This window comes from uncultured Thiohalocapsa sp. (genome assembly GCF_913062725.1).
GTDB lineage: Bacteria > Pseudomonadota > Gammaproteobacteria > Chromatiales > Chromatiaceae > Thiohalocapsa.
In genome coordinates, this window is sequence record NZ_CAJXWY010000008.1 from 21,093 (window position 1) to 46,771 (window position 25,679).

Sequence of the window (25,679 nt, forward strand, 5' to 3'; positions counted from 1 at the left end):
GCCTGAGGGATTGGCTGAGTTCACGGCTCGGATCGTGCGGAGATTCGCACGTCCCAGCGCGCCCGGAATGCCTCGTGAGCGCAAGCCCGGGGTGTTGCGAGGTTGCTCGTGAAGCGATCGTCCACTTGATGTTCCCTTGTCGTCCTTTGGGCGCTCCCTGGATCGGGGGTCGTACAAAGCCGCCCGTCATGGCATGGTGGAAATTGTGCGATGCGATCTCATGTTTTCTACCCGATACACAACTGGAGTCAACAAACTGCGAGGATAGCCATGACCCACTACACTGACGAGCGCACAGCTCACGAAAAACGTACACTAGCGAAAAAGCTCAAGGAGGTGGAGCGGGAAGCCCGCCGCAAGGCCGTTCGCGAGCGCAATCGCTTCAAGGGCCTGCAGATTTCCCCCTCCGCCTCCTACGAAGACGATGCCCCCCGCCGCGAGCCCGGGGACGACAACTGGGCTGGCCTGGGCTTCGACCTGCATCCCCATGTGACGTTCATCTCGAGCTTCGTGCTCATCGTGTTCATCCTGCTCACGCTGATGTTCAAAGATGAGGCGGGCGCCTTCTTCAACGGGGCCATGTCGTTGATCACCGGAACCCTGGGCTGGTTCCTGATCCTGGTGGCCAACATCTTCATTCTGGCGGCGCTCTACTTCGCACTCAGCAAATTCGGGCACATCCGCATCGGCGGCGCCGACGCCAAGCCGGAGTTCACGCGACCCGGCTGGTACGCCATGCTGCTCAGTGCCGGCATGGGCATCGGGCTCATGTTCTGGAGCGTCGGCGAGCCCATGTTCCACTATCAGAGCCCGTCACCCATGTTCAACGGCATCGAGGGCGGCTCGCCGGAGGCGGCGCAGGCGGCCATGGGTGTGACCTACTTCCACTGGGGCATCCACCCCTGGGCCATCTATGCCATCGTCGCCCTGGGCCTGGCCTTCTTCGCCTATAACCGCGGCCTGCCGCTCACCATCCGCTCGGTGTTCTACCCGCTGCTCGGCGACAAGATCTACGGTTTCTGGGGCAACGTCATCGATATCCTGTCGGTGCTGGCGACACTGGTGGGCCTGGCCACGTCCCTGGGCCTCGGCGTGCAGCAGGTGAACGCCGGGCTGGATCACCTGTTCGGTATCGGCATCGACACGCAGACACAGGTGATCCTGATCGCCGTCATCACCGGCTTCGCCACGCTCTCGGTGTTCGCCGGTCTGGATGCCGGCGTCAAGCGCCTCAGCCAGGCCAACATGGTCATGGCCGCGGCGCTGCTGATCTTTTTGCTGCTGGTGGGACCGACGGTCTACATGCTGAGCGGCTTCACCCAGAACCTGGGCTTCTACCTCACCATCCTGCCGGAGATGAGCCTCTGGACCGAGACCTTCCGCGACAGCAATTGGCAGGGGAGCTGGACGGTCTTCTACTGGGCCTGGTGGATTTCCTGGTCGCCCTTCGTCGGCATGTTCATCGCCCGGATCTCCAAGGGGCGCACGGTTCGGGAATTCATCTTCGGCGTGATCGTGATACCGACGCTGCTGTCGTTCCTGTGGATGTCCGTCTTCGGCGGCGCCGCGCTGAACCTGCAAGCCACCGGCGTCGACGATATCGCCGCGGCGGTGAACGACGACGTCGCCAAGGCCATGTTCGCCATGCTGGACAACTTCCCGATCGCCGAAGTGCTCTCCGGCGCCGCCGTCATTCTGGTGACCATCTTCTTCGTCACCTCCTCGGACTCGGGCTCGCTGGTGGTCGATCATCTCACCTCCGGCGGTAAGCTCGATTCGCCCACCACGCAGCGCGTGTTCTGGGCGGTGATGGAAGGCGTCGTGGCGGCGGTGCTGCTGATCGGCGGCGGCCTGGCCACGCTGCAAACCGCAGCGGTCAGCACGGGCCTGCCCTTCGCACTGGTGCTGCTGGTGGGGGTCTATGCCCTCTATGTCGGCCTGAACCAGGAGCTTTATGTCGAGACGGCGGTGAAGAAGGCGGTCACCCGGGCCGAGGATGACCACAAGCTGCAGGAGGCCGTGGAATCGGTGGTCCAAGGCGGCGGCGCCGATGCCGCCGCCGAGCCCGCGCGCTCCGGCTGATCGCCGCACCGCACCAGCCCGCGCCTGCGCACCCGCAACGGGCGCGCGGGCATGACCGTCACGCAGGCCTGGGCTCAACTGCGCTGGCGCCCGGTGAAATCACCGATGCGCCGACGGTCGCGCTTCGTGGGCCGGCCGCGCTCCGGCGCCGGTGCGCGGCCCGCCTCGCGCCGCTCGCGGACCTGTGCCTGGCGCCTGCTGCGGCTGTCCTCATCCTCGCTGTAGAGCAGCGCGGCTTCGGTGGCGGGCCGGCGTTGTTTGGCGAGGCCCCGCACCTCGATCCGCCACTCGTACTCGCCTTTGTGGATGGTGAGCCGGGTGCCGGGGCGGATATTGCGGCCCGGCTTCACACGCTGGCCGTCCACCTGGACCTTGCCGCCGTTGATGGCCTCCACCGCCAGCGGGCGGGTCTTGAAGAACCGCGCCGCCCACAGCCATTTGTCCAGCCGCTGGGTGCCCGCGGTCTCATCGGCGCCTGGTTGTGCCGCGCTGGTCATCGCGCTGCTCAAGCCAGGCCCAGGAGCGGGTCCAGCTGACCGGCGCGATCCAGCGCCGCCATGTCGTCGTAGCCGCCCACATGGACGTCGCCGATGAAAATCTGCGGCACCGTCGTGCGGTTGGCGCGCAGGGTCATTTCCTGAAAGCGCTCACGGTCATCGTCGACGGCGATCTCCTCCCAGGCCACCCCCTTGCGCTCCAGCAGCCGGCGGGCGCGCACGCAATAGGGGCAGAAAGCGGTGGCGTACATGCGAACCTGGACGGTGCCGTCGGTGAGCGCCGGTGTCTCGGAGCTGTGCGCCTGCGCGCTGTCCGGCGGGGTCTGCTGCGTGCTGCTCGGGTCCATCTGGCTCCTCTTGCTGTGGTTGCGCAACGGCCGGCGCGCGGCGGCGGCTGATACCCGCGAAGGACATGCCCGCGGCTTGAAAACCCGCCCTCTCGGCCGAACAAGCCAAAAGACTGACACAAGGGCCCCGAGTACGCCAGACTGCGCGGCGCGACATCCCCGGTCAGCGCCGGACGCCCGTTGGCGGGCGTCTGCGCCGAGTAACGACAACCGCCGAGATCACCGCCCCATGTACCGAACGACGCCCCCGGTCATCCACCTCAAAGACTACCGTCCGCCCGAGTTCCTCATCGATCGGGCAACGCTGCATTTCGACCTGGGGCTGGCGGAGACCGCCGTACATGCGGTGCTGGAGATCCGCCGTAACCCGGCGGCCAAGCGCGGCGACGGCGACCTGCAACTCGACGGTGAGCACCTGGAGCTGCTGGAGGTGGCGCTGGATGACCGTCCCCTGCCGGCGGCGGAATACGCCGTCAGCGAGAACACGCTCGTGGTGCACCGGGTGCCGGATCGCTTTCGCCTGCGCACGCGGGTGCTGATCCGCCCCGAGGACAACACGGCGCTCGAAGGACTCTATGTCTCCGGCGACATGCTCTGCACCCAGTGCGAGGCGGAGGGCTTTCGGCGCATTACCTATTTCATCGACCGCCCGGATGTGATGGCCCGCTTTTCGGTGGCCCTGGCGGCGGATGCCGAGCGCTTCCCGGTGCTGCTGTCCAACGGCAATCCCGCCGGCGAGGAAGCCCTGGACGACGGCCGCAAGCTGGCCCGCTGGGATGATCCCTTCCCGAAGCCGAGCTATCTGTTCGCAGTGGTGGCGGGTGATCTCGCCGCCGTGTCGGACAGCTTCACCACCCGCTCCGGCCGTGAGGTGCCCCTCAACATCTACGTCGAGCCCGAGAACACCGACAAGTGCGATCACGCCATGCGCTCGCTCAAGGCCGCCATGCGCTGGGACGAGGAGCGCTACGGACGCGAATACGATCTGGACGTGTTCAATATCGTCGCCGTCAGTCATTTCAACATGGGCGCGATGGAGAACAAGGGTCTCAATGTCTTCAACGCCAAGTACATCCTGGCGCGGCCGGACACGGCCACGGACACGGACTTCGCCGGCATCGAGGGTGTCGTCGCCCACGAGTACTTTCACAACTGGACCGGCAATCGCATCACCTGCCGCGACTGGTTCCAGCTGAGCCTGAAGGAGGGCTTCACCGTCTACCGCGACCAGGAATTCAGTGCGGACCAGGGCTCCCGCGGCGTCAAGCGCATCGAGGACGTGCGCATGCTGCGCGCACGCCAGTTCCCGGAGGATGCAGGTCCCATGGCGCACCCGGTGCGCCCAGACACCTACATCGAGATCAACAATTTCTACACCGCCACGGTCTATGAGAAGGGGGCCGAAGTGGTGCGGATGCAGGCCAACCTGCTGGGCCCGGAGCGCTTCCGCCGGGGCACCGATCGCTACTTCGAGCGCTTCGACGGTCAGGCCGTCACCACCGAGGATTTCGTGCGCTGCATGGAAGAGGCCGGCGACACCGATCTGAGCCAGTTCCGCCGCTGGTATTCCCAGGCCGGCACACCGGTGCTGGAATGCGCCGACAGCTTCGATGCGCGCACCGGCACCTATACCCTGGAGATTCGCCAGCACACGCCGAGCACCCCCGGCCAGGCCACCAAGCTGCCATTGCAGATTCCCTTCGCCCTCGGCCTGCTGGACGCCGCCGGCGAGGATCTGCCCGTCCAGTTGGACGGCGAGGCCGGGGCTCCGGCACCCGGTACCCGCATGCTGGCGCTGCGCGAGCCGGTGGAGCGATTCGCCTTCGTGGGCTTCGACGCCGAGCCGGTGCCCTCGCTGCTGCGGGGCTTCTCGGCGCCGGTGATCGTGCACTACCCCTACACCGATGCCCAGCTCACCTTTCTTATGGCCCACGACAGCGACGGCTTCAACCGCTGGGACGCCGCCCAGAGCCTGAGTGTGCGCCTGCTGCTGGAGCTCATCGCCGATCCCGACAAGCCGGTGCCGGCGGACTATCTCGGCGCCGTGCGCCGGGCGTTGTCGCAGGACGGCGCCGACGCCGATCAGGCCCTGTTGGCGGAGGTGCTGACCCTGCCGTCGGAGAGTTACCTCGGCGATCAGATGACCGTGGTCGATGTGGTCGGCATCCATCGCGCCCGCGAGCAACTGGCCACCACCATCGGCGAGCAACTGCGCGATGCGCTGCTGGCGGTGCTCGAGCGCAACCAGGAGCCGGACGAATACGAACTGTCGCCGGCCGCCGTGGGCCGCCGGGCGCTGCGCAACTGTGCGCTGGCCTATCTCATGCGCGCACCGACGCCGGAGATCGTCGCCCGCTGCCAGGCGCAGTTCGCCGCCGGGCACAACATGACTGACGTGATCGCTGCCCTGCGCTGCCTGGTGGATGCCCATCCAGCGCACGTCGGCGATGCCGGCGAGCAAGCGCTGGCCACCTTCTACGCACGCTGGTCGGAGGACCCGCTGGTGCTGGACAAGTGGTTCGGGCTACAGGCTCAAAGCAGCCGCCCGGATACGCTGAAGCGGGTGGAGGCGCTGCTGGCGCATCCCAAGTTCTCGCTCACCAACCCGAACCGGGTGCGTGCCCTCATTGGTGTCTTCACCGTCGGTAACCCACTGCGGTTCCACGCCGTCGACGGCACCGGCTACCGCTTTCTCACCGACCGTATCCTGGAACTGGACCCCCTCAACCCGCAGGTCGCTTCACGCCTGCTCTACCCGATGACGCGCTGGCGGCGCTACGACGAGATCCGCCAGGCACTGATGCGCGCCCAATTGGAGCGCATCCTGGAGGTGGAAGGCGTCTCCAACGATGTCTACGAGGTGGTGTCCAAGAGCCTGGGGCAGGCACCGGCGTAACCCGGCCCGATCATACCGAAGCCACGGCGAAGCACCCACCAACCAAGGCGCGCAGAAACGGCGTCAAGGTCAACGATCACGTCTTGACGCAAAACGGAACCCCGGAAGCTGCTCGGGGATCGAGTCCATCTGCACGCGTTTCGGGGTGAAGCCGTCAGCACGGTGGCGGATCCTTCGGCCGTGCCCCGAGCTGCTCGGAGAGCGCTCGCTTCGCCGCCAGCAGCGGCTCGATCCAGGTCAGCTGCCGCCGTTCGATGGGGGCGGATACCGAGAGACCGCCGGCGACTCGGCCGGTGGCATCGTGTAACAGCACGCCGATGCAGCCGACGTCCATCTCCGCCTCCTGGTTGTCCAGGGCATAGCCGGCCGCCAGCGCCTGAGCGCACTCGCCGATGAGCCGCTCAACCGTGGTAATGCTGTTGCGGGTATAGGCTGGCAGATTGGTGCGCTCGGCGTAGGCGCGGATGGCCGCCTCGCCGCCGGCGGCGAGCATCAGCTTGCCCACGGCCGTGACGTGCAGCGGCGCGCGGGAGCCGATGAGCTGCTGCACGTGGATGCTGCGGTTGGGCGTCGCCTTCTCGATGTAGACGACCTGGTCGCCCTCGCGGATGGTGAGGTTGATGGTTTCGCCGAGCTGGTCCCGCAGGGCCTCCATCACCGGCTGCGCCAGTGCGCGCATGTCCACATCGCCGTGCAGGCGCACGCCAAGCTGGAGCAGTCGCAGCCCAAGGCGATGGTGACCGGCGGCGTCGCGCTCCACAAAGCCGTTGTCCGCCAACGAGGCCAGGATGCGGTGGGCCGTTGACGGGTGCAGCCCGGTCTCGGCCGCCAGCACCTTGAGGCTCACCGGCGCCGAATAGCGCGCGATGGCGCCGAGCAGCGCCGCCGCCCGGTCGATGACCTGGATGCGGTTACCCGAGCGGTCGGCGCCGCTGCCCATGTGCTGACCCGCGTCGCGGCGCTTGGCTCAGGCGCCGTCTCCGGTACCGAAACGCGCGTCGAGGACCGGCAGGAGACGCTCCACCGCCATGCCACGTGAACCTTTGATAAGGATCGTACTGTCCGCGGCGAGCTCGGCGATGATCGCCGACGCCATGGCGTCGGACCACGCCGGGTACGCGGTCACTGCGCGGGTGTCCAGCGCCAGCTGCGCGGCGGCGGCGGCGAAATGGGGGCCGATGAGCACGCAGCGCTCGGCGGTGTCCGCCGCCAGCGCGGCGATGTCGCGGTGGGCGGAGGCGGTGACGGCTCCCAGCTCGAGCATGTCTCCGAGCACCGCCACCCGCGGCGCCGGGTATTGGCTCAGGACGGCGAGCGCCGCGCGCATGGACGTGGGGTTGGCGTTGTAGGCGTCGTTGATGACCGTCGGTCGGTTGGGATGATCGTGGTGCAGCAGCTCGCCGCGCATGGGGGCATGGCCGGCGGCGGGCCAGGCGGCGGCGATGGCGTCATCGCCGAGACCGAAGCAGCGTGCCACCGCACTGGCGGCGGCGGCGTTGAGCTGGTTATGCTCACCGGGCAGCGGCAGACCGGTGGTGACGGGGTCCAGATCAAAGCGTGTGACGCGGAAGGCGGGCGCCGGTGGCAGCATCAAGGGTACCGGCAGCCGCGCCTCGGCGGGGAGCACGGCACTGCCGCCGGCGGCGATGTGCCCGAGCACGGCGGACTCCTCCCGCGCGACGCCGCGCAGGTCGTGAAAGAACGCCAAATGCTCTTCGCCGATGCTCGTGATGACGGCGATGTCCGGCCGCACGACGGCCGCGAGGGCCGCGATTTCCCCGGGATGATTGGTGCCGATCTCGGCCACCAGGAAGTCGTCCGCCGCCGCGGCGCCGAGCAGCGTCAGCGGCACGCCCAGGTGATTGTTGAAGCTCTTCGGGCTCTGGCTGCCCGTGAGCCCCGCATGGCTGAGCACATGGTGGATCAGATGGCGCGTGGTGGTCTTGCCGTTGCTGCCGCAGACGCCGACGACGCGGCAGCCGGCGGCGCCGAGGACATCCCGCCAACGCGCCGCCAGTGCCTGGAGCGCCGCCACCGTGGAGTCCACACGCAGCAGCGCCAGCCCGCCATCGCCCTGGCCCGGCGGCACAATGTCCCGCTCGACGATGGCGAGCCGCGCGCCCGACGCCTGCGCTTGTGCCAGGTAGTCATGGCCGTCGAAGCGCTCGCCGGCGATGGCGACGAAGGCCTCGCCGGCGCTCAGCGTGCGGCCGTCGATGCCGATACCGGCGAGGGCCGCGGCCGCATCCCGCGGCGCCACCAGCCAGCGGCCGCCGGTGACATCGGCGAAGGCTGCGGGGGTCCAGAAGGCGTTGGGGTGGGGCATGGGGACGTTCGGTGCGACGGGGTTTTGGCCCACGGATTTTGGCACCCGGATGCGGGCGCTCAGATCGGGCTGGCCCCGTAACCCAGACACCATGGAATGGCGCGCACAGATTTGCGGCGGCGAAGCATCGATTGCGACTCGTCGACGTGCGCGTGAGTGGCGCAAGACGCGGTGGGCGGCGGCGAGGGACCGCCGCCCGGGCAGACCCCAGGCTTCGGCTTACTGCAGCTCGTCGGCGCCGATATCCTTCATCAGGTTGAAGCTTTTCACGAAGGGGCTGGCCATGCGCGGATCCTTGATCATGGCGGCATAGTCGCCGTGCTTGAACTTGAGCTTGCCGGTGGCGTAGGCGGTGCCCATGCCCATCATGCCAATGCCCTTCTTGACCCACTTCAGCCAGTCGTCCATGTCGGCGCGCATATCCCAGTCCGGGGTCTCACCGTTCCAATCGCCGGCGCGGGTGCAGATGCCCTTTTCGACGACGAAGACACCCCGCGGGTTCTCCTCGTTCTTGAAGCCGCAGCTGATCACGGAGTCGAAGCCGATTTCGGCGAGCTTGCCGCTGACTTCCGGATCGTTGTTCCAGGCGTCCTTGAGCGCGTTCATCCACTCGGCGGAAAAAAGCTTGGCCATGGTTGTGACTGTCCTCCTTCATCGGTTGGTGGGGGGCCGCGCAGAAGCGCGGTCGGGTGCTGACGACCGCGGGGATTTTAGCAGCAACACACGCCTGCGCGGTGAGCACTACGCACGGGAGTTGGGGCTTGCCGGGGCGTCAGTGATGGTGGCGTCGATGACGATACCCGTCGCGCCCGGGTCGCCGGTGTGCTTGAGGTGATTTGCGTGCCGGATCTGTGACTGGAGCTCGTGCGAGGTGGCTGGGTGCTGGGTGCTGGGTGCGATGGGCCTGGGCTGTGCCGGCTGGCCCCGGCGCTCAAGCCCGCCCCGGGCTTCGACGGGCCTTAGCCGAAATCCAGCCCGAAGCCGCCTGCCAGCAGCCGCGAGGCCTCTTCCTCGAGCTCCAGACGGGTGAGCGGGTGCTGTTGCAGCCAGCCCGCCGGGAACCGCAGGCGCAGGGTGTCGCCGTCGGTCCCGAGCGCCGGCGCCGGGATGCCGTCCGGGCCGCGGCCGCGGCCGCGGCGCAGCAGCACCGCCAGGCGCAGGATCACGCAGAGCCGGCGCGCGCAGCAGCGGACGCTGCTCGGCAGCTGCAGGAAGGCGTCGATGGGGAGGCTGCGTCGGTGGCCGAGGATCAGCGCCGACAGGACTGCCTGCTCCTGACGGGTGAAGCCGGAGAGGTCTGCGTTGCCGATGAGATAGGCGCCGTGCTTCTGATAATGGCTGTGGGACACGGCGAGGCCAATCTCGTGGAGCTCCGCCGCCCAGCCGAGCATGGGCGCATAGTCGGGATGACTCAGCTGCCAGGATGCGCGCAGCTGCGCAAGCAGATGCAGTGCGGTTTCTTTGACGCGGGCGGCGTGCGCCGGGTCGACGTCGAAGCGGCGGCTGAAGGTGGCGACGGTGCGCTCGCGCACGTCTTCGTGCTCAAGGCGGCCCACCATTTCGTAGATCAGGCCTTCCCGCAGGGCCTGATCCGAGACCCGCATGTGCTCGATGGCGAGGCTGGAGAAGAGCGCCCGCAGCACGGCGACGCCCCCGGCGAACACCGGGCGGCGGCGCTCGCTCAGCCCCTTGAAGGGAAGCGCGGAGGTCTTGCCGACGTCGAGCATGGCCGTGCGCAACCGCTCGAGCGATTGCGCCGTGATGCCGTCCTCGCTCCAGCCCTGCGCCATGACCACCGCGGCGATGGATTTGATGGTGCCGGAGCTGCCGGTGGCCGTGGCCCAGCCGGATTGGCGGAAGAGCTCGCGCACGGGTCGCACCTCCAGTGCGCCGTAGAGTTCCGCCTTGTCCATCTGCTTGGGCGTAATCTTGTCGTTGGCAAAGAAGCGCGTGGCCATGCTGACGCAGCCTAAGTGCAGGCTCTCGCGCAGTATCGGCTGGAAGCCCTCGCCGACGATGACCTCGGTGCTGCCGCCGCCGATGTCGATGACCAGCCGTTTCTCGTCGCCGATGGCGAGGCCGTGGGAGACGCCGAGATAGATCAGCCGCGCCTCCTCGCGCCCGGCGATCACCTCGATGGGATGGCCCAGCGCCCGCTCGGCGCGCTCCACGAAGTGCGCCTCCGGGCGAATCTGGCGCAGCGTATTGGTGCCCACCGCACGCACGCGCTCCGCCGGCATGTCCTGCAGTCGCTGGCCCATGCGCTCCAGACAGGCGAGGGCGCGCTCGGCCACGTCTTCGCGCAGATGCTTGTCGCTGGTGAGCCCCTCGCCGAGGCGGACCATCTCCTTGTGCCGGTCCATGACCTGTAGCGTGCCGCCGTCCATCCGCGCCACCAACAGGTGAAAGGAGTTGGAGCCGAGATCCACCGCCGCCAGGGTGGCGTCGGCGTCGTGCGCAGCCGCCCGGGCGAGTGCCGGGGCAGGATCTGGGACAGGACCTGGGGCAGAATCTGGGGCAGAATCTGGGGCGGGCTCTGCGGCGGCCGTTGCGGGCCGGCCCGTTGCGGCGGGGTCTGCCATCGGTTGTTGCAGTCGCTGTGGGAGATGGCGCGCGCTCAGCGCGGGGCTGGCGCCGCAGTATAGCGGGGAGGCGATCCTGGGTCAGCCCGAGAGACCGCTGACCGTGGGCCGCCCGGCGATCGGTCGCAGCGCCAGCCCTCAGAGCCAGCCTTTCCGCCGCAGCAGCCAGAGCTGGCCCAGCACCAGGAGGAGCAGGAACAAACACAACAACAGGAAGGCCAGCGGGTTACTCGCGTCCGGGATGCCGGCGACGTTGACGCCGAGCAGCCCGGTGAGAAAGCTCAGCGGCAGGAAGATGGCCGTGATGACGGTGAGCGAGTAGACGCGTCGTCCGGTGGTCTCGGACGAGCGCTGGAGGATTTCGTCCTGGGTGATCGCCGTGATCTCGCCGGCGGCGATGAGGCCCTCGACGGCATGTTGGCAACGCTCGGCGACTTCGCCCGCCAGTCGGCACTCGGCATCGCCGAGCCAGGGCTGGTGCTCGCCGGCGAGCTGGCTCAGGACCCGGCGCTGCGGTGTCAGATGAAAGCGCATACGGATCATGCGCCGACGCAGGGTGGCCAGATCGGCGACGATATTCTCCGTATGGCGGGCCTGGGTGCCGGCGTGGGCGGTGCGCAGCACCGTCGCCTGCAACTCTTCCAGCACGTCGTCGACGTGGGTCATCAGCCGGTCGGCGAGGCTTGCGATGATGCCGCCGATGCCGGTGGGCCCGCCGCCCCGATGCAGTTCCATGTGCAGATCTTCGACGGCTGGTAGGCGTTCGCTGCGGCAACTGATCAGGCGCTGACCATCGGTCCACAGGCGTGCCGCCACCATGTCGCCGGGGGCGGCGTCGCGGCTCTGGTCGATCCCCTTGAGCACGAGCAGCAGGCTCTGGCCGCGACGCAGCAATCTGGGGGCGGCGCTAGGATTGGTGAGGCCGTCCACCGTCAGGGCATCGAGGCCACTGTCCTCCCGCAGCCAGCGGTGGGCGTTGGGATGACGCAGGTCGAGGTGCACCCAGGTCTGTTGCCGTGGCTGCGGCCCGCTGAGGTCGCTCCAGCCGATGGGCAGACCGCCCCCGGCGCCATCCAGGCGCAAGGCGAAGACGAGACCGAACCAATTGTGCAGACGATCGGGTTGGGCCATGGCAGGGGTGATCGGCGGTCTGTGGCTCAGGTTTGTGTGGCACCGCCATGGCTGTCCGGCGCCTGCTGACGCCCGCCGCGGTGCAGGTGGATTTCCAGTGGCTGTGCCGAGCGCAGATGGATGTCGCGCTGCGGGAAGGCGATGCCGATGCCTGCGGTGCGGAACCTGTCATCGATGGCCTGATGGAGCACCGTAATGGTGTCGAGCCGGTAGTCCATGTCCGCGAGGAAGCAACGCAGCACCAGCGTCAGCGCGTCGTTGCCGAAGCCCTCGAAAGTGATGATTGGCGCCGGGTCTTCGAGCACGCGCTCGTTCTCCCGTGCCACCTCGGCGAGGATCTGTAACGCCTTGCGGGTATCGCTGCCGTACTCGATGCCCACCGGGACGACGACACGGTTGATGGAGTCCGACAGGGTCCAGTTGGTGATGCGCCCGGTGATGAGCTCTTTGTTCGGGACCAGCAGCTCCTGGCGGTCCCAAGTGCGCACTGTGGTGGCGCGGATCTCGATCTTCGTGACCACGCCGGATGTTTCGCCGATGGTGACGACATCGCCGACGCGCACCGGGCGCTCGAACAGAATGATGAGACCGCTGATGAAATTGGCGACGATCTCCTGCAGGCCGAAGCCGATACCGACACCCAGCGCCGCCACCAGCCATTGGACCTGCCCCCAGGACAGTCCGAGGGCGCCGAACACCAAAAGCGCACCGGCGGCGGTGATGGCGTAGCCCGTGAGCGTGATGACGGTGTAGCGGCTGCCGGCGCTGATATGGCTACTCTGCAGCAGTAAGATCTCGAGCAACGCCGGCAGGTTGCGTGCCGCGGTGACGGCGGCGACGATGATGATCAGCACCAGTCCGAAGTCGGCGAGGGTCACGGGGATGGACGCCCGGACACCGTCTACTTCGCCGGTGTAAGTCCACAGTGTGAACCGCTCGAACAGATTCAGCGCCGGTAAGACGTCGGACCAGATGAGCCACAGGCCCACGGCGGCGGCGACGGCAATGGCCAGGTTCAGCAGCCGCCGGGTCTGGGCATTCAGTGAGGCCAGGTCCACCGCCTCCTCCTGCACCGCCAGGGCCTCGGCACCGGTGGCATCGGTCGCCTTGGTGGCCTCGCGTTGGGCGCGCCGCTCCAACGCGGCGTTGAGCGCCAGGCGTCGCCGGGTCACCAACAGCCAGCGGGCGATGAGCTGATGCGCGACCACCAGCGCCAGTGCGAGCCAGAGTTCATTGACCAGTGAGCGCAGGAGCACGCCGGAGGTGTAGAGAAAACCGGCGACGGCCAGCCCTGCCAGCACCAACGGCACCGCCACCACCAATGGATACCAGAGTAGACGCAAGCGTGTATACCAGGCGTCCGGGCGCGCCATCAGCACACCCTTGAGCGCACCCCGGCCAGGATGCAGCACGACGGCGGTGAGCATCGCCAGGCCCAGGTTGAACAACGTCAGGGCGAGGCGACCGAGTGTGCCGAGGAACTCCGGGTTTTGCTGGCTGTGGATCATGGCGGCGACGAAGCCCACCGGTGTCAGCAGCGCAACGGCGGTGAGCGTCGCCCGGCGCAGGAGCACCAGGGTGTCGCTCTGCCAGCGGAAGTGGCGGTCCGCGAGACCGCCGCGCAGACAGAGCATGCGAAAGGCGAGCATGTAGTAGAGCGCCGGCACGATCGCGATGAGCGCCGTGCCAGCGGCCTTGGCGAATCCGCTGGCGACGAGGGAGCTCTGCAGCACATAGCCGAGCGTCAGCGCCAGTAGCGGCCAGGGCAGCGCGGCGAGCAGCGACAGGCCCAGTGCGGTGACGGTGTAGCGGAAGCGATCGGTGCTGATGCGCCGCAGTGGCTCGGCGCTCGCGCGGATGGCCCGACGCAGTGCCGCATTACGCCACAGCACAATGGCGACGGCCGCGAGCCCCAGCCAGAGCGCCGGCGAGCGGGAGGCCTCCGCCGCCAGGGTTGTGCCTACGGTGGCCCAGTGGTGGGGACTGATGACCCAGAGCGCCGCCGCTGGCAGGGTCATCCAGGACTGCTCGGTGACCGGGCCGATGCTGCGCACCCATAGCAGATGTTCCGAGAGGTAGCGCTCGTAGCGCTGCACCAGCTCGCGCAGCTGTTGGCCGGCGAAGTCCACCTCGCCCAGGGCGCGCCGGTAGCTTGCCTCCAGATCGAGCGCGGTGGTGAGGAGCTTTCGCCGCGACTCACCCTGGGCATGCAGTTGTGCGCGCAGCGTCGCTATGTCGGTATCCGCCCGCTGTGGCGGTGTCAGCTCGGCGACAGCAGCGTCCACCCAGGTGTCCGGGTCATCCAGCGCGCGTAGCTCTTCACGCCAGCGGATGCTGCGCAGCGTGCTCTCGGCGATTGCGTCGGCGCGCTCGGCGGCGTTTTTGCGCAATTGACGCGGGTCCGGCAGCCGTGTGCGCTGCTCGATCAGCACTTGACCCTGGGCGCGGTTCAGGCCGGCGGCTTCCAGGCGCTCGCGGGCATTGGTGAAATCTTCTTGGATGCGCATGCGCTCCCGCTCCAGGCGCGTGCGCCGCTCATCCAGCTGTGCGAGTGCCTGTGTCGTTGCGCCAACGGCGGCGCCGAGCTGCGCATTGCGTTCGGCCCAGGTTTGCAACAGCGGATGGCCGTCCTCGGCGGCGGCGCGCTCGGCGTCCACCTTCTCCAGGACCGCCGCCGCGGTGCGCTGGCGTTGCGCGGCGGCACGCGACTCCAGCAGCCCACGGCGGGCCTTGGCGGCTTCCAGCTCCTTGCTGGCCAGGTCGCGCCGGGCGAGGGTCAGCTCGCGGCGGACGCCGGCGCTCAGCAGTCGCTGGTCCAGCATCGCCTGCTCGGCGCGCAGGGCTGCCCGCTGCGCCTGGCGCGCCCAGCTGCTCGGCTCCTCGACCCGCTCGGCGGTATTCGCCTCGCCCGGTGGCGGAGTCAGGTCGGCGAGCCGTGCATCGATGACGGCGATGCGCTCGCGGATCTGGGCCGGATTCTGGTCCGGGGCCTCCAGTGCCTCCGTGAGCCGTGCGATGCGGGCCTCGATGGCCGCGATCTCGGCCTGCTCGGCGGTGATGCGCGCCTCGATCATCGCCAGGTCCGCATCCGTGGGCAGATCCAGGATCGGCGCCGGCGCTTCGGCGCTGGTGGCGAGCTGGCTGCGGATCGCCTGAGCCTGTTGTGGTGCCTCCCTGAGGGCCGCTGCGTACTCAGCGGCCGCGGCTTGTAAGCGCTCGACATCGGCGAGGTCTTTCAGCACGGCTTTCAGCTCGCCGCTGAGCTGCTCGCGCTGCGCCGCCGTCAGGTCAGACGCCTGCTCGAGCTCTTCCAGGCGTTGCTCGACCACCGCTTGACTGAGCGTGGCGTCGCCTCCGATGGCGGCGCTGGATGGTGCGAGATCCGCGGCGGCCGCGGTGGTAAGCGTGACCAGCGCAAAGGCGATCCAGGGCCAAGGCCGGCGCATGGCGGTCCGAGGCGCGCGGGCGGCAAGAGGCGTCACGGTGGGTGGGATCCTGCTGTGTCGAAGCTTGGGCGATCACTGCAGCGGGCGATGCGCGCCGCGCATCGCGCTTCGGTGTCCGGTTGTCGTATGGCAATGGCGCGGGCCTTGGGCTGGATCAGCTCCGATCCGCCAATCCCTGTGCCCTGCTCGGGCGCAGTGGCCGGGCGCATGGGCCGGGGTGATCCGCGGAGTCGCTCAAAATCGTGGACCGCGGTCGCTGCCCTTGTCGGGATTGCGAAACAACACATAGACGGCACCGGTGCCACCGTCACGGCGCGGGGCCGAGCAGAAGGCCAGCACTTCTTCATGCAGGCGTAGCCAGTAGTTTACCTTGCACTTGAGCACCGGCTGGTTGCCGTCCGATCGGCGCCCCTTGCCATGGATGATGCGCGCGCAGCGCACGCGTCGGTGTCGGCAGTCGGCGAAAAAATCCCCAAGCAGGGCCCGGGCATGCGCGACGCGCAGGCCATGCAGGTCCACCTCGAGCGCCGGCTCGATGCGCCCGCGCTGCAGCTCCGCGACAACACGTTTCTGGATGCCGGGCCTGGCGAACAGCAAATAATCGTGGGTCGTCACCTCGCTCTCGGCGAGGGGCGCCGGTCCTTCGTCGACGTCCGCTGCTTCGGGCTGCGGCCGCGGCAGCGGGGGTGGGCGCTGCCGATAAGGCTCGGCATGCTCTGCGGCGAGTGGCTCGACATCGCCCATCGCCGTACGAAAGATTTCCGCTTCAGACTCGTGGAGCTGTTTGCTCATGATTCTAGGGTTTGCTTTTGCAGGCCGCCTGTTGTGCGTCGCTCAGCCCGGCCCCCGAGGGGTTTCTCCTGATTACGCCCGGCGACTCAGATCGCCCGAGGGGTTCGCGGTATGATGGTCGCAAGCGTTGCGGGTTGGCACGCTCGCCATGGTGCGTGTCGTGCGCTGGCTTCATGAAGCAGTTACTTATCGTGCTTCTGGTGTGCTCTGGCACACGTTGCAAGCACCGTGGCGCTGGTTTGACTCTCTGAATCATATAGGGTCGGTGGGCGTCGCCCGGAACCAACCGCCGAAGTGCCATCGTGGCATCCGGTGTGCAGGTCGGCCGGCGCTAACCGCGATGAGCTTCGCCGCAGCCCCGACAGTATGAACATACTCATCAGCAACGACGACGGGTACCGATCCCCGGGTCTGCATGTGCTCGCAGACGCGCTCACCACGCTCGGCCGGGTCACCGTGGTGGCGCCGGATCGCGATCGCAGCGGCGCCAGCAACTCGCTGACGCTGGATGTGCCGATCCGGGCGGAGCGGTTGGAATCCGGCATTATCCGGGTCAACGGAACACCCACTGATTGTGTGCACCTGGCACTCACCGGGTTACTGGATGAAGAGCCCGATTTAGTGGTGGCAGGCATCAATCACGGGCCGAATCTGGGTGACGACGTGATCTACTCCGGCACCGTCGCCGCCGCGACGGAAGGCCGTTTTCTCGGTCTGCCGGCCATCGCCGTGTCAATGGCGGCGCATCAGCCGAAGCACCTCGACACCGCGGCTGTGGTGGCGGCGAGACTGGTCGCCGGCCTGCGGGATGCCGCGCTCAGTCCCAGCACCATTTTGAATGTGAATGTGCCCGATCTGCCTCTCGCCGAACTCCGCGGTGTCGTCGCCACGCGGCTCGGACATCGGCATAAGGCGGAGTCCGTATCCCGCATCCAGGATCCCCGCGGGCGCCCCATGTATTGGATTGGCCCCGCGGGTCCGGAACAGGATGCGGGCGAGGGGACGGACTTCTTTGCGGTGCGCTCGGGCCAGGCGTCGGTGACGCCGATCCAGATCGACCTCACCCGGCATGCGGCGCTCGGTCCCGTGGGACAGTGGCTGGCCACGCTGTCTTGATGGCGGGCTCGGTCGTCGCTGCTGTGGCGAATGGCGTGTCGCGTCGGCGGGCGGGCCAACCAGCGTGGCTCGGACACAGGGTGCCGTCGCTCGACGACGGTGGCGCGTGGGCGCTGGCCTGTCTGGCCCGTACCACCAGCGGTGGCCGGCACCCAGTGTCGGTGCCGGTGATGGTTGCATCGGCTGCTCGCGCAGGGGAGCCTGATGCGGCGGTGCGTGTTGCGCCGCGCTCGCCGTTGCCGCGACTGCTGTGTTGGCGTCCACGTGGATAGGGCGCGGGCATGGCGTGCGGGTGGGGGGCTCGGCGCGCCGAAAGCGCTGCGGCTCGCGGTCGCGTCATTGCTGACGGCGCTGCTTGCGGGTTGCGGCGCCGGCGGTCTCGCGCCCGTCGACAGCCGCGATGGCTATGGTCCGGCGCCGCCGGGCTACTACCGGATTCGCAGCGGCGACACGCTGAGCGAGATCGCCGAGCGCAAGGGCATCAGGATGAGTACGCTGGCGGCCTGGAACGCTCTGGGGCCACCCTACGGCATCTTCGCCGGCGATCTCCTGCGGGTCGAGCCGCCGGACGGTAGCGCTGGGGCGATACGCACCGCATCGACCCCGACATCGGCGCGCTCCGCCGCATCCGGCGGTGTCGAGGCCGTGCGGACGTCGGCCCGCACCAGTGCGGCGGTTGCGGGAGCGGACGCCGCCAGCTCGGGCATCACCTGGAGCTGGCCTGTGCAGGGGCCCATCAAGCGGGGCTTTCGTACCGGCGATCGGACCCGTCAGGGGGTACGCATCGCCGCCGGAGAAGGTGCGTCCGTCGCCGCCGCCGCCGACGGCACCGTGGTCTACAGCGGCAGTGGACTCAAAGGATATGGCAACCTTATCATCGTCAAGCACAACGCCCGCTACCTCAGTGCATACGGCTTCAATCGCGAGCTGCTCGTCCGTGAAGGCGATCGTGTCAAGCGCGGACAACGTGTTGCCATCGCCGGTCGCGCAGCCAACGGCGAAGGTTTGCTGCACTTTGAAATCCGCCGCAACGGGGTCGCCGTCGATCCGCTGCGCTTCCTCCCGCCGTCGCGCTGAGGTGGGCACACCATGACGGGATTGCGCCGAGCGCATCGGACGCATCCCGCAGCCGCTGGAGGGGTGTCCCATGTCCACGCAAGAACGCGATGATCAACCGGACACGGCAGATGGGCCGGATGATGAGGACATGCTGCTCGAGACGGGTGCGGCCGATTCGACATCGGATGACGAAGCCGCGGCCGACGAAGAGGCCGAAGACCACGGTCAGGCGCGCTCTGCCGGGCACCGTTTCGCTGCCAGTGACAGCGACTTCGACGCCACGCGGTTGTATCTGAACGAGATCGGCGAGTCCCGGCTCCTCACCGCCGAAGAAGAAGTGCATTTTGCGCGCCTCGCTCAGCAAGGTGACGAGGCGGCGCGCTCACGCATGATCGTGAGCAACCTGCGACTGGTGGTCAAGATCGCCCGCCGTTACCTGAATCGTGGACTCCCGCTGCTCGATCTCATCGAAGAGGGCAACCTCGGGCTGATCCGGGCGGTTGAGAAGTTCGATCCCGAGCGTGGCTTTCGCTTCTCGACCTATGCCACCTGGTGGATCCGCCAGACCATGGAGCGGGCCATCATGAATCAGACACGCACCGTGCGTCTGCCCATCCATGTGGTCAAGGAGATCAACGTCTATCTCAGGGCCACGCGCATGCTGGCCCAGCAGCTGGATCACGAGCCGAGCACCGAGGAGGTCGCCGACCTGCTCGACAAGCCCATCAGCGAGGTCAAGCGCATGCTGGGACTGAACGAGCGCATCGCCTCGGTGGACACACCCTACGGCAAGGACGCAGACAAGCCACTGGTGGAGATGCTGACCGATGACAGTGCCCATGACCCGAGCGACGACATCCAGGATGCCGATATCCACGCCAACCTGGATCATTGGCTGGACAAGCTGAATGACAAGCAGCGCGAGGTGGTCGAGCGCCGCTTCGGACTGCACGGCTACGAGCACTCGACGCTGGAGCGCGTCGCCAACGAGCTCGGCGTCACCCGCGAGCGTGTGCGCCAGATCCAAATGGACGCGCTGCGGCGCCTGCGGGATATCCTGGAAAAGGAGGGATTCTCCGTCGAGGCCTTCTTCAAGTAGTGCGCAGCCGGGTCGCCCGGGTCCGATACGGATATCCGAAGCGGGCGTAAACGCAATAACCCCATTGCAGGCATTTGTGTTGGCGATCTGTCGCCGGCTGCGGCGCCCGAGCGCGGCTGGGGACGCCGCGTCGACGCTCGGTGGCGAGGGCCGCAGCCGGAGCCCGGTGTCGAGCCGGCGCGCCGCCAGCGTCGACCCACAAGCCCTCTCAGCGTGGAAATATAGCAGAGAAATAGAGGGTTACGCCGTCGGGGCTATTCCCGTAGGCGACTGTTCGATATACGAAAAACCCCAGTTCTCCGTGCCGTCCACCAAGCCTGAGTGCTGTCCTCAGCTTGACTTTCGTGCAGTGATCAATTGTCATTGCGCCGACTTGGCGTTGTGGTCACAGCGCACGATTTCCAGGGTGGAAAACACCAAGCGAATGTCCTTTTTTCTCTAGTCCGTTAGAGGGTCCTATGGAAGCCACTGCCGATCGGCTAGCCGAACAAAAATACAGTTTCGACGTGGTACGCTGGTTCACGATCATGGCGGTCGTGTACCTGGTTGTGGGTGCTGCGGTCGGCGTGTATATCGCCTCCGAGCTCGCCTGGCCATTCCTGAACTTCGACAGTCCCTACCTGTCCTTCGGCCGCCTGCGCCCGGTCCACACCAACGCCGTCATCTTCGCCTTCGGCGGCTGTACACTGATGGCTACGGCCTTCTACACCGTCCAGCGCACCTGCGGCGTCCGCCTCTGGAGCGAAAAGCTCGCCTGGTTCACCTTCTGGGGCTGGAACGCGGTCATCGCACTCGCGGTCATCACGCTGCCCCTGGGCTTCACCCAGGCCAAGGAGTACGCCGAGCTGGAGTGGCCCATTGACATCCTGATCGCCGTGGTCTGGCTCGCGTTCACGGCCAACTTCGTCATGACCATCGCCATTCGCAAGACGTCGCACATCTATGTGTCGAACTGGTTCTTCCTCGGCATGATGGTGATGATCGTCTACCTGCACGTGGTCAACAGTCTCGCCGTCCCCGTGGGCATGTTCAAGTCCTACAGCCTGTTCTCCGGCGTGCAGGACGCCATGATCCAATGGTGGTGGGGCCATAATGCCGTTGGCTTCTACCTCACCGCAGGCTTCCTCGGCATCATGTACTACTTCGTGCCGAAGCAGGCCAACCGGCCGATCTACTCCTATCGCCTGTCGGTCATCCACTTCTGGGCGCTGATGTTCGGCTATGTGTGGCTCGGCGCGCATCACCTGCAGTACACCGCACTGCCGGACTGGACCGGCTCCCTGGGTGCCGCCGTCTCGCTGGCCATGATCATCCCCTCGTGGGGGGGTGCCGTGAACGGCATGATGACGCTCTCGGGTGCCTGGGACAAATTGCGCACCGACTACGTGCTGCGCTTCCTGATCATCGCTTTGGCCTTCTATGCCATGTCGACCTTCGAAGGACCGGTGATGTCGCTGAAGACGGTGAACGCCCTGTCCCATTACACCGATTGGACTATCGGCCATGTGCACTCCGGCGCCCTTGGCTGGGTCGCAGGCATCTCCATCGGTGCGATCTACCACCTGATGACGCGTCTCTGGCACACCGAGATGTGGTCTGAGAGCCTCGTCAACGTCCACTTCTGGACCGCTACCATCGGTACGGTGATCTATGTGGTGGCCATGTGGGTGTCCGGCATCATGCAGGGTCTGATGTGGCGCGCCTACGACGAGTACGGCACCCTTGCATACACCTTCGTCGAGTCTGTGGCAGCCATGCACCCCTACTACGCCATGCGCGCGGTGGGCGGCGGCATTTTCCTCCTCGGCGCCGTCATCATGCTATTCAACATCCTGATGACCGTGCGTAAGTCCGCCACCCAGGGCAGCCTGCGCGACGCCCGCGCCACCCTGACACCGGCTGCCGCCTGATCCCCGGCGCGGTAACGACGAATCTGGAGTACTGCAATGTCCGACAGCAACACCCCTCCGAAGAACTTCCAGGAGCGCATGGAGCGCAACATCTGGGGCCTGCTCATCGTAGTGGCCATCGTGCTCTCCATCGGTGGCATCGTCGAGATCGTGCCGCTCTTCTATCTCAAGAGCACCGAAGAGGCGAACCGCTTCCCCGAGATCGTATGGAACAAGGAGAACCCCGGGTCAGAGCCCATCGTCACCGTGAGCGCCGACGGCAAAGAGCAGTGGAACTGGCAGCCGGGCGACGGCGTCCGTCCCTACACGGCGCTTGAGCTGGCGGGTCGAGATATCTATCAGCGCGAAGGCTGCTACCTGTGCCACTCCCAGATGGTGCGACCGTTCCGCGATGAGCGCGAGCGCTACGGCCACTACTCGCTCGCCTCGGAGTCCATGTTCGACCATCCCTTCCAGTGGGGATCGAAGCGCACCGGGCCAGATATGGCGCGACTCGGCGGTAAATACTCGGACGAGTGGCACCGGCAGCATTTGGTCGATCCGCAATCGGTGGTACCGGAGTCCGTGATGCCGGCATACCCCTGGTTGGCGGAGCGCGCACTGAAGGGCAAGAAGATGCAGCGACACATGAAAGGACTACGTGCCATCGGCGTTCCCTACAACGACGCCGATATCGAAAATGCGCCGGCTCTGGTCGATGGCAAGACTGAGATGGATGCGATGATCGCGTACCTCCAGGTCCTCGGCATCATGGCCAAGCTGGAGCCAGGTGTCGATTACCGTCAATAGCATGTCGGACTATTTCACAACCGACTGGGGCGCGATGACGGTGAGCGACTGGGCCGGCCTCATCCTCACCGTCGTCATCTTCGTGCTGATGGTAGTCGCCTATTTTCAGGTATTTCGGCCGAAGAATCGCGACAAGCTCGAAGCTCGAAAGCACATCCCCTTCGACGAAGATATCGAAGACCTCGGAGATAACGATGGCGGAAAATAACCCTTTCCCCGGTGAGAACAACACCGGGCATTTCTGGGATGGTAACCTGCGGGAACTGAACAACCCGCCACCGCGTTGGTGGATGATCGCCTTCTGGGTCTCAGTCGCCTGGTGGGTGCTGTATGCGATTCTCTATCCCATGTGGCCGGCACTGCCCGGCATGTCCGATGGCAAGGAAGACTTCACGCCGGGTATCCTCGGCTGGAGCTCGATCAAGGAATACGAGCAGGGGATGGCGCAGGTGCAGGCCGTCCGCGCCCAGTATGACGAGCAGATCGCGGGCATGTCGCCGGACCAGATCATCGCCGACCCGGGTCTGCTGCAGTACACACTGGCGTCCTCCAAGGTGCTGTTCGGTGACTACTGCGCGGGCTGTCACGGCAGCGGTGGTCAGGGTAATCCCGGCTACCCGGTGCTCGCCGATGACGACTGGCTCTACGGTGGCTCTCTGGGTAAGATCACCGAGTCCATCACCAACGGCCGCAAGGGCGCGATGACCGCCCACGCCGCGATCCTCACCGACGACGAGATCGACGGCCTCTCTCAGTTCGTCGTCGAGCTTGCTGACGGCGGAGGCGGTAGTGAGGCCGGCTGGGCGTTGTATAATGAAAAGGGCTGTAACGCCTGCCACGGTGTCAAGGGCGACGGCGTTCTGGCGGAATTGCCCAACGGCGAGGTCGTGACCGTTGGCGCCGCAAACCTCACCGACAGCATCTGGCGATTCCGGCCCGGCGGTTATGAGAGCGCGAAGCACACCATCAAGTATGGGGTCAACCAGCCCGGGGTGGACGAGACCCGTGACGCGGTCATGCCGGCCTTCTCCAATGTCGGGCAGTTGGAGGGCAAGCTGACCCCGCAGCAGATCAAGATGCTCACGGTTTACGTCCACCAGCTGGGCGGTGGTCAGTAAGGGCTAGTCCGGCAGCCGGCGGGCCTGCCCGCCGGCGCGACGCCGGTCGGCCACACACACGGGAGCCGAGGAGGAGAGCATGCACCTAGACGCGGTTTTCTGGGGCTCGATTATTAGCGTCGTCATTGCCGTGGTCATCTTTATTTACCTGGCCTTCAAGGTGGTGAAGCTGATGAACGCGGACGCCGAACGCCATAAGAGCGGCGGCGAGCAGTCCTGAAAAAGACAAACGAGGAGGACAGGCGGAGCAACGGGGATCGTGCAGATCCCCTTTTTTTTGACGAGTGTGACTGCGGGTCGACGGCGTCGATCGGCTGCGTCGGTGTCGAGTGCGAAGCGCCGCACCGCCGACGTGATCACGGTTGCGGCCCGCAATTGAACCACGGTGGACCCGATGTCTGAGAGTACTTCCGGTGGCGCCCAGTCTGTGGGCATGGACGAGATCTATGCCGAGGCCGAGCAGTGGCATGTCAACACCGGCAACGAGACCATTCATGCCAAGCGCATCCCCGGTCGCTGGCGTACGATCAAGTGGCTCGCGGCCTCGGTCTGGCTGATCTTTTTCCTCGGGCCATACCTGCGCTGGGACGGTCGGCAGGCGGTGCTGTTCGATATCCCGAACCGTCAGTACCACCTGTTTGGCGTGACCGTCCTGCCACAAGACTTCTGGATGCTGTCGCTGTTGCTGCTGTTCTTCGCCATTTTGCTGGCCGTCGCAACGGCCCTGGCGGGCCGCGTCTACTGCGGCTATTTTTGCTTTCAGACCGTGTGGACAGATATCTTCACATTGATCGAGGAGAAGCTTGAAGGTAGTCCAGCCCAGCGCCGCAAGCTGGCGGAGTCTGCGCTGAGTGCGCGTAAAGTCCGTATCAAGGTCGTGAAACACCTCGCCTGGGTGGCGATCGGCTTCGTAACCGGCTTCAGTTTCGTTGCCTGGTTCTACGGGGCCGACAAGCTCTGGCAGGATTTCTTTGTCGGCGGAGCCAATGTCGCGGTCTATGCATCGGTGGTGCTGTTCACGGTCGGCACCTATGTGCTCGCCGGCTGGCTGCGCGAGCAGGTGTGCTTTTGGCTGTGTCCCTACGCCCGTATTCAGGGTGTGATGCTCGATCGCACCACCGTAGTGCCGACCTACGACGAGCAGCGTGGCGAGCCCCGCGGGCGCATGCGCAAGGGTGAGACGCAGGCAGCCCAAAGCCTTGGTGACTGCGTCGACTGCAATCAGTGTGTCGCAGTCTGCCCCACAGGGGTGGACATTCGCAACGGTCAGCAGGAGGGCTGCATCACGTGCGGACTCTGCATCGACGCCTGCAATGCGGTCATGGACAAACTGGGGCGGCCCCGTGGACTGATTCGCTATGCATCCCTCGACGAGATGGAGGGGCAATCTGTGCCGGCCTTGGCGGCCAGGCCCCGGGTATGGGTGTACGGGACCATTCTGGTGCTGGCGCTGTCTGGCATCATTTACGGCTTGTCGTCATTGGCGACCATCGAGCTGAAGGTTCTCCACGAGCGCGCGCCGCTGTTCGTGCAACTGAGCGATGGCTCCATTCAGAACAAATACACGTTGAAAGTGCTCAACAAGAGCAGCGAAGACCTCATGGTATCGGTGTCGGTGCAGTCCGCTGTGCCTGTGACCGTGAGCGGCGCCGAGGAGCCCATTGCCGCCAGGCACGGCGAGGTCAGCCCGGGCATTGTTTTCGTGAAGATCGATCGCACGAATCTTGAGGCGGAGAACATGCCGCTGACCTTCGTCGCGACGACGACCCTGCCTGACGGCACCGAGGTCGAAGCGATCCGTGAGAGTGCTTTCTTTGGCCCTAAACCCTGAACCAATCCCGCGAGCTTGGCTGCCCATGCACAACCCGACTATGACCGTCGATGAAAGACCGCGTATGGAGCGAGAAGGCGATCAGCACCCATCCGCCCGCCGCTGGACCTGGAAAAACCCCTGGGTGATCGGCTGGATCAGCGCAGTGGCCGTGGTGCTCGGCGTCAACATCACCATGGTGGTGCTCGCCATCACCACGAACCCGGGACTGATTCGCGGCGACTATTACGAGCGGGGTCGCGATGTGGAGCGCACGATCCAGACGCGGCTGGCGGAGGGCCCGCAGTGGACCATCCAGATCGATACACCGGCTGATATCCGTGCAGAAACCGCGAGCAGGGTGCGCTTCGCCGCCGTGGATCAGGTCGGTCAGCCGGTTCGAGCGGAGCAGGTCAGGTACTACGTCTACCGACCATCGGATGCGGCACGGGACTTCTCCCTGCCCATGACGCAGGTCGGTCCTGGTCTGTTCGAAGCGCAAGTGACCTTCCCATTGGGTGGGATCTGGGACACGCTGGTGTCGGTACGCCATGGCGACGAGGAACATAGCTTCGCCGAGCGCATCAGCGTGCTGCATCCTTAAACGGCGCAGTGCCCGGCACGACACCGTCCGTGTCGGGCATCCGCGGCGCAAGCCGCTCACATCATTCGTCCAGCA

At 66.4% G+C, this 25,679-nt stretch carries 21 protein-coding genes; 12 read left to right on the top strand and 9 right to left on the bottom strand.

Annotated elements, in window-relative coordinates; all coding sequences use genetic code 11:
• Window positions 1-270 precede the first annotated feature (270 nt).
• Window positions 271-2,082, top strand: a complete 1,812-nt coding sequence (locus QZ588_RS03420; RefSeq protein ID WP_295539937.1) for a BCCT family transporter — start codon at window positions 271-273, stop codon at window positions 2,080-2,082.
• Between the two features lie 74 nt (window positions 2,083-2,156).
• Here QZ588_RS03420 and QZ588_RS03425 read toward each other — a convergent pair whose 3' ends face one another.
• Both QZ588_RS03425 and grxC read right to left on the bottom strand, forming a co-directional pair.
• The gene (locus tag QZ588_RS03425) at window positions 2,157-2,579 is read right to left on the bottom strand and encodes a S4 domain-containing protein (protein ID WP_295539940.1); all 423 of its coding nucleotides are present in this window, start codon (window positions 2,577-2,579) and stop codon (window positions 2,157-2,159) included.
• Window positions 2,580-2,587: 8 nt separating this feature from the next.
• Window positions 2,588-2,926, bottom strand: coding sequence for a glutaredoxin 3 (grxC, locus tag QZ588_RS03430; protein ID WP_366929529.1), 339 nt, complete (start codon window positions 2,924-2,926; stop codon window positions 2,588-2,590).
• 229 nt (window positions 2,927-3,155) lie between these two features.
• On the opposite strand from grxC, the gene pepN reads away from it, so the two are divergent.
• A complete protein-coding gene (gene pepN / locus QZ588_RS03435) occupies window positions 3,156-5,822 on the top strand; it encodes an aminopeptidase N (protein ID WP_295539944.1) in 2,667 nt (888 codons plus the stop codon).
• Window positions 5,823-5,976: 154 nt separating this feature from the next.
• Here the strand turns inward: pepN and QZ588_RS03440 are convergent, their stop codons facing one another.
• The 7 genes from QZ588_RS03440 to QZ588_RS03470 all read right to left on the bottom strand — a co-directional run bounded on the left by QZ588_RS03440 (window position 5,977) and on the right by QZ588_RS03470 (window position 16,099).
• Entirely contained in the window at window positions 5,977-6,762 is a 786-nt protein-coding gene (locus QZ588_RS03440; RefSeq protein ID WP_295539946.1) for an IclR family transcriptional regulator, read from the bottom strand.
• Window positions 6,763-6,789: 27 nt separating this feature from the next.
• Window positions 6,790-8,148: a UDP-N-acetylmuramoyl-tripeptide--D-alanyl-D-alanine ligase gene (gene murF / locus QZ588_RS03445; protein ID WP_295539949.1), complete on the bottom strand. Its 1,359-nt coding sequence runs from the start codon at window positions 8,146-8,148 to the stop codon at window positions 6,790-6,792.
• A gap of 219 nt (window positions 8,149-8,367) precedes the next feature.
• Window positions 8,368-8,781 carry an SCP-2 sterol transfer family protein gene (locus QZ588_RS03450; RefSeq protein ID WP_295539953.1) on the bottom strand — a complete coding sequence of 138 codons (414 nt, stop codon included), beginning with the start codon at window positions 8,779-8,781 and terminating at the stop codon, window positions 8,368-8,370.
• A gap of 326 nt (window positions 8,782-9,107) precedes the next feature.
• Window positions 9,108-10,577, bottom strand: coding sequence for a Ppx/GppA phosphatase family protein (locus QZ588_RS03455; RefSeq protein ID WP_366929530.1), 1,470 nt, complete (start codon window positions 10,575-10,577; stop codon window positions 9,108-9,110).
• Window positions 10,578-10,868: 291 nt separating this feature from the next.
• A complete protein-coding gene (locus QZ588_RS03460; protein WP_295539956.1) occupies window positions 10,869-11,861 on the bottom strand; it encodes a CorA family divalent cation transporter in 993 nt (330 codons plus the stop codon).
• Between the two features lie 26 nt (window positions 11,862-11,887).
• Window positions 11,888-15,343: a mechanosensitive ion channel domain-containing protein gene (locus QZ588_RS03465; RefSeq protein WP_295539958.1), complete on the bottom strand. Its 3,456-nt coding sequence runs from the start codon at window positions 15,341-15,343 to the stop codon at window positions 11,888-11,890.
• Window positions 15,344-15,541: 198 nt separating this feature from the next.
• Window positions 15,542-16,099, bottom strand: a complete 558-nt coding sequence (locus QZ588_RS03470; protein ID WP_295539960.1) for a Smr/MutS family protein — start codon at window positions 16,097-16,099, stop codon at window positions 15,542-15,544.
• Between the two features lie 366 nt (window positions 16,100-16,465).
• On the opposite strand from QZ588_RS03470, the gene surE reads away from it, so the two are divergent.
• The 10 genes from surE (at window position 16,466) to QZ588_RS03520 (ending at window position 25,604) form a co-directional block, all read left to right on the top strand.
• Window positions 16,466-17,215 carry a 5'/3'-nucleotidase SurE gene (gene surE / locus QZ588_RS03475; RefSeq protein WP_295539963.1) on the top strand — a complete coding sequence of 250 codons (750 nt, stop codon included), beginning with the start codon at window positions 16,466-16,468 and terminating at the stop codon, window positions 17,213-17,215.
• A 339-nt stretch (window positions 17,216-17,554) separates the two neighbouring features.
• Window positions 17,555-18,292 carry a peptidoglycan DD-metalloendopeptidase family protein gene (locus tag QZ588_RS03480; RefSeq protein ID WP_295539966.1) on the top strand — a complete coding sequence of 246 codons (738 nt, stop codon included), beginning with the start codon at window positions 17,555-17,557 and terminating at the stop codon, window positions 18,290-18,292.
• A 70-nt stretch (window positions 18,293-18,362) separates the two neighbouring features.
• Entirely contained in the window at window positions 18,363-19,373 is a 1,011-nt protein-coding gene (gene rpoS, locus QZ588_RS03485; protein WP_295539969.1) for an RNA polymerase sigma factor RpoS, read from the top strand.
• Between the two features lie 458 nt (window positions 19,374-19,831).
• A complete protein-coding gene (gene ccoN, locus QZ588_RS03490) occupies window positions 19,832-21,283 on the top strand; it encodes a cytochrome-c oxidase, cbb3-type subunit I (protein ID WP_295539972.1) in 1,452 nt (483 codons plus the stop codon).
• 36 nt (window positions 21,284-21,319) lie between these two features.
• Window positions 21,320-22,072: a cytochrome-c oxidase, cbb3-type subunit II gene (gene ccoO, locus QZ588_RS03495; protein ID WP_295539975.1), complete on the top strand. Its 753-nt coding sequence runs from the start codon at window positions 21,320-21,322 to the stop codon at window positions 22,070-22,072.
• Between the two features lies 1 nt (window position 22,073).
• On the top strand, window positions 22,074-22,280 hold the full coding sequence (locus tag QZ588_RS03500; protein WP_295539978.1) for a cbb3-type cytochrome c oxidase subunit 3: 207 nt from the start codon (window positions 22,074-22,076) through the stop codon (window positions 22,278-22,280).
• Window positions 22,267-23,190, top strand: a complete 924-nt coding sequence (gene ccoP / locus QZ588_RS03505) for a cytochrome-c oxidase, cbb3-type subunit III (protein ID WP_295539980.1) — start codon at window positions 22,267-22,269, stop codon at window positions 23,188-23,190. The genes QZ588_RS03500 and ccoP overlap by 14 nt, the downstream gene beginning before the upstream one ends.
• A gap of 79 nt (window positions 23,191-23,269) precedes the next feature.
• Window positions 23,270-23,410: a hypothetical protein gene (locus QZ588_RS03510; protein WP_295539983.1), complete on the top strand. Its 141-nt coding sequence runs from the start codon at window positions 23,270-23,272 to the stop codon at window positions 23,408-23,410.
• Window positions 23,411-23,623: 213 nt separating this feature from the next.
• Window positions 23,624-25,021 carry a cytochrome c oxidase accessory protein CcoG gene (ccoG, locus tag QZ588_RS03515; RefSeq protein WP_295539985.1) on the top strand — a complete coding sequence of 466 codons (1,398 nt, stop codon included), beginning with the start codon at window positions 23,624-23,626 and terminating at the stop codon, window positions 25,019-25,021.
• Between the two features lie 64 nt (window positions 25,022-25,085).
• On the top strand, window positions 25,086-25,604 hold the full coding sequence (locus QZ588_RS03520; protein WP_295539988.1) for a FixH family protein: 519 nt from the start codon (window positions 25,086-25,088) through the stop codon (window positions 25,602-25,604).
• Window positions 25,605-25,679: the final 75 nt, after the last annotated feature.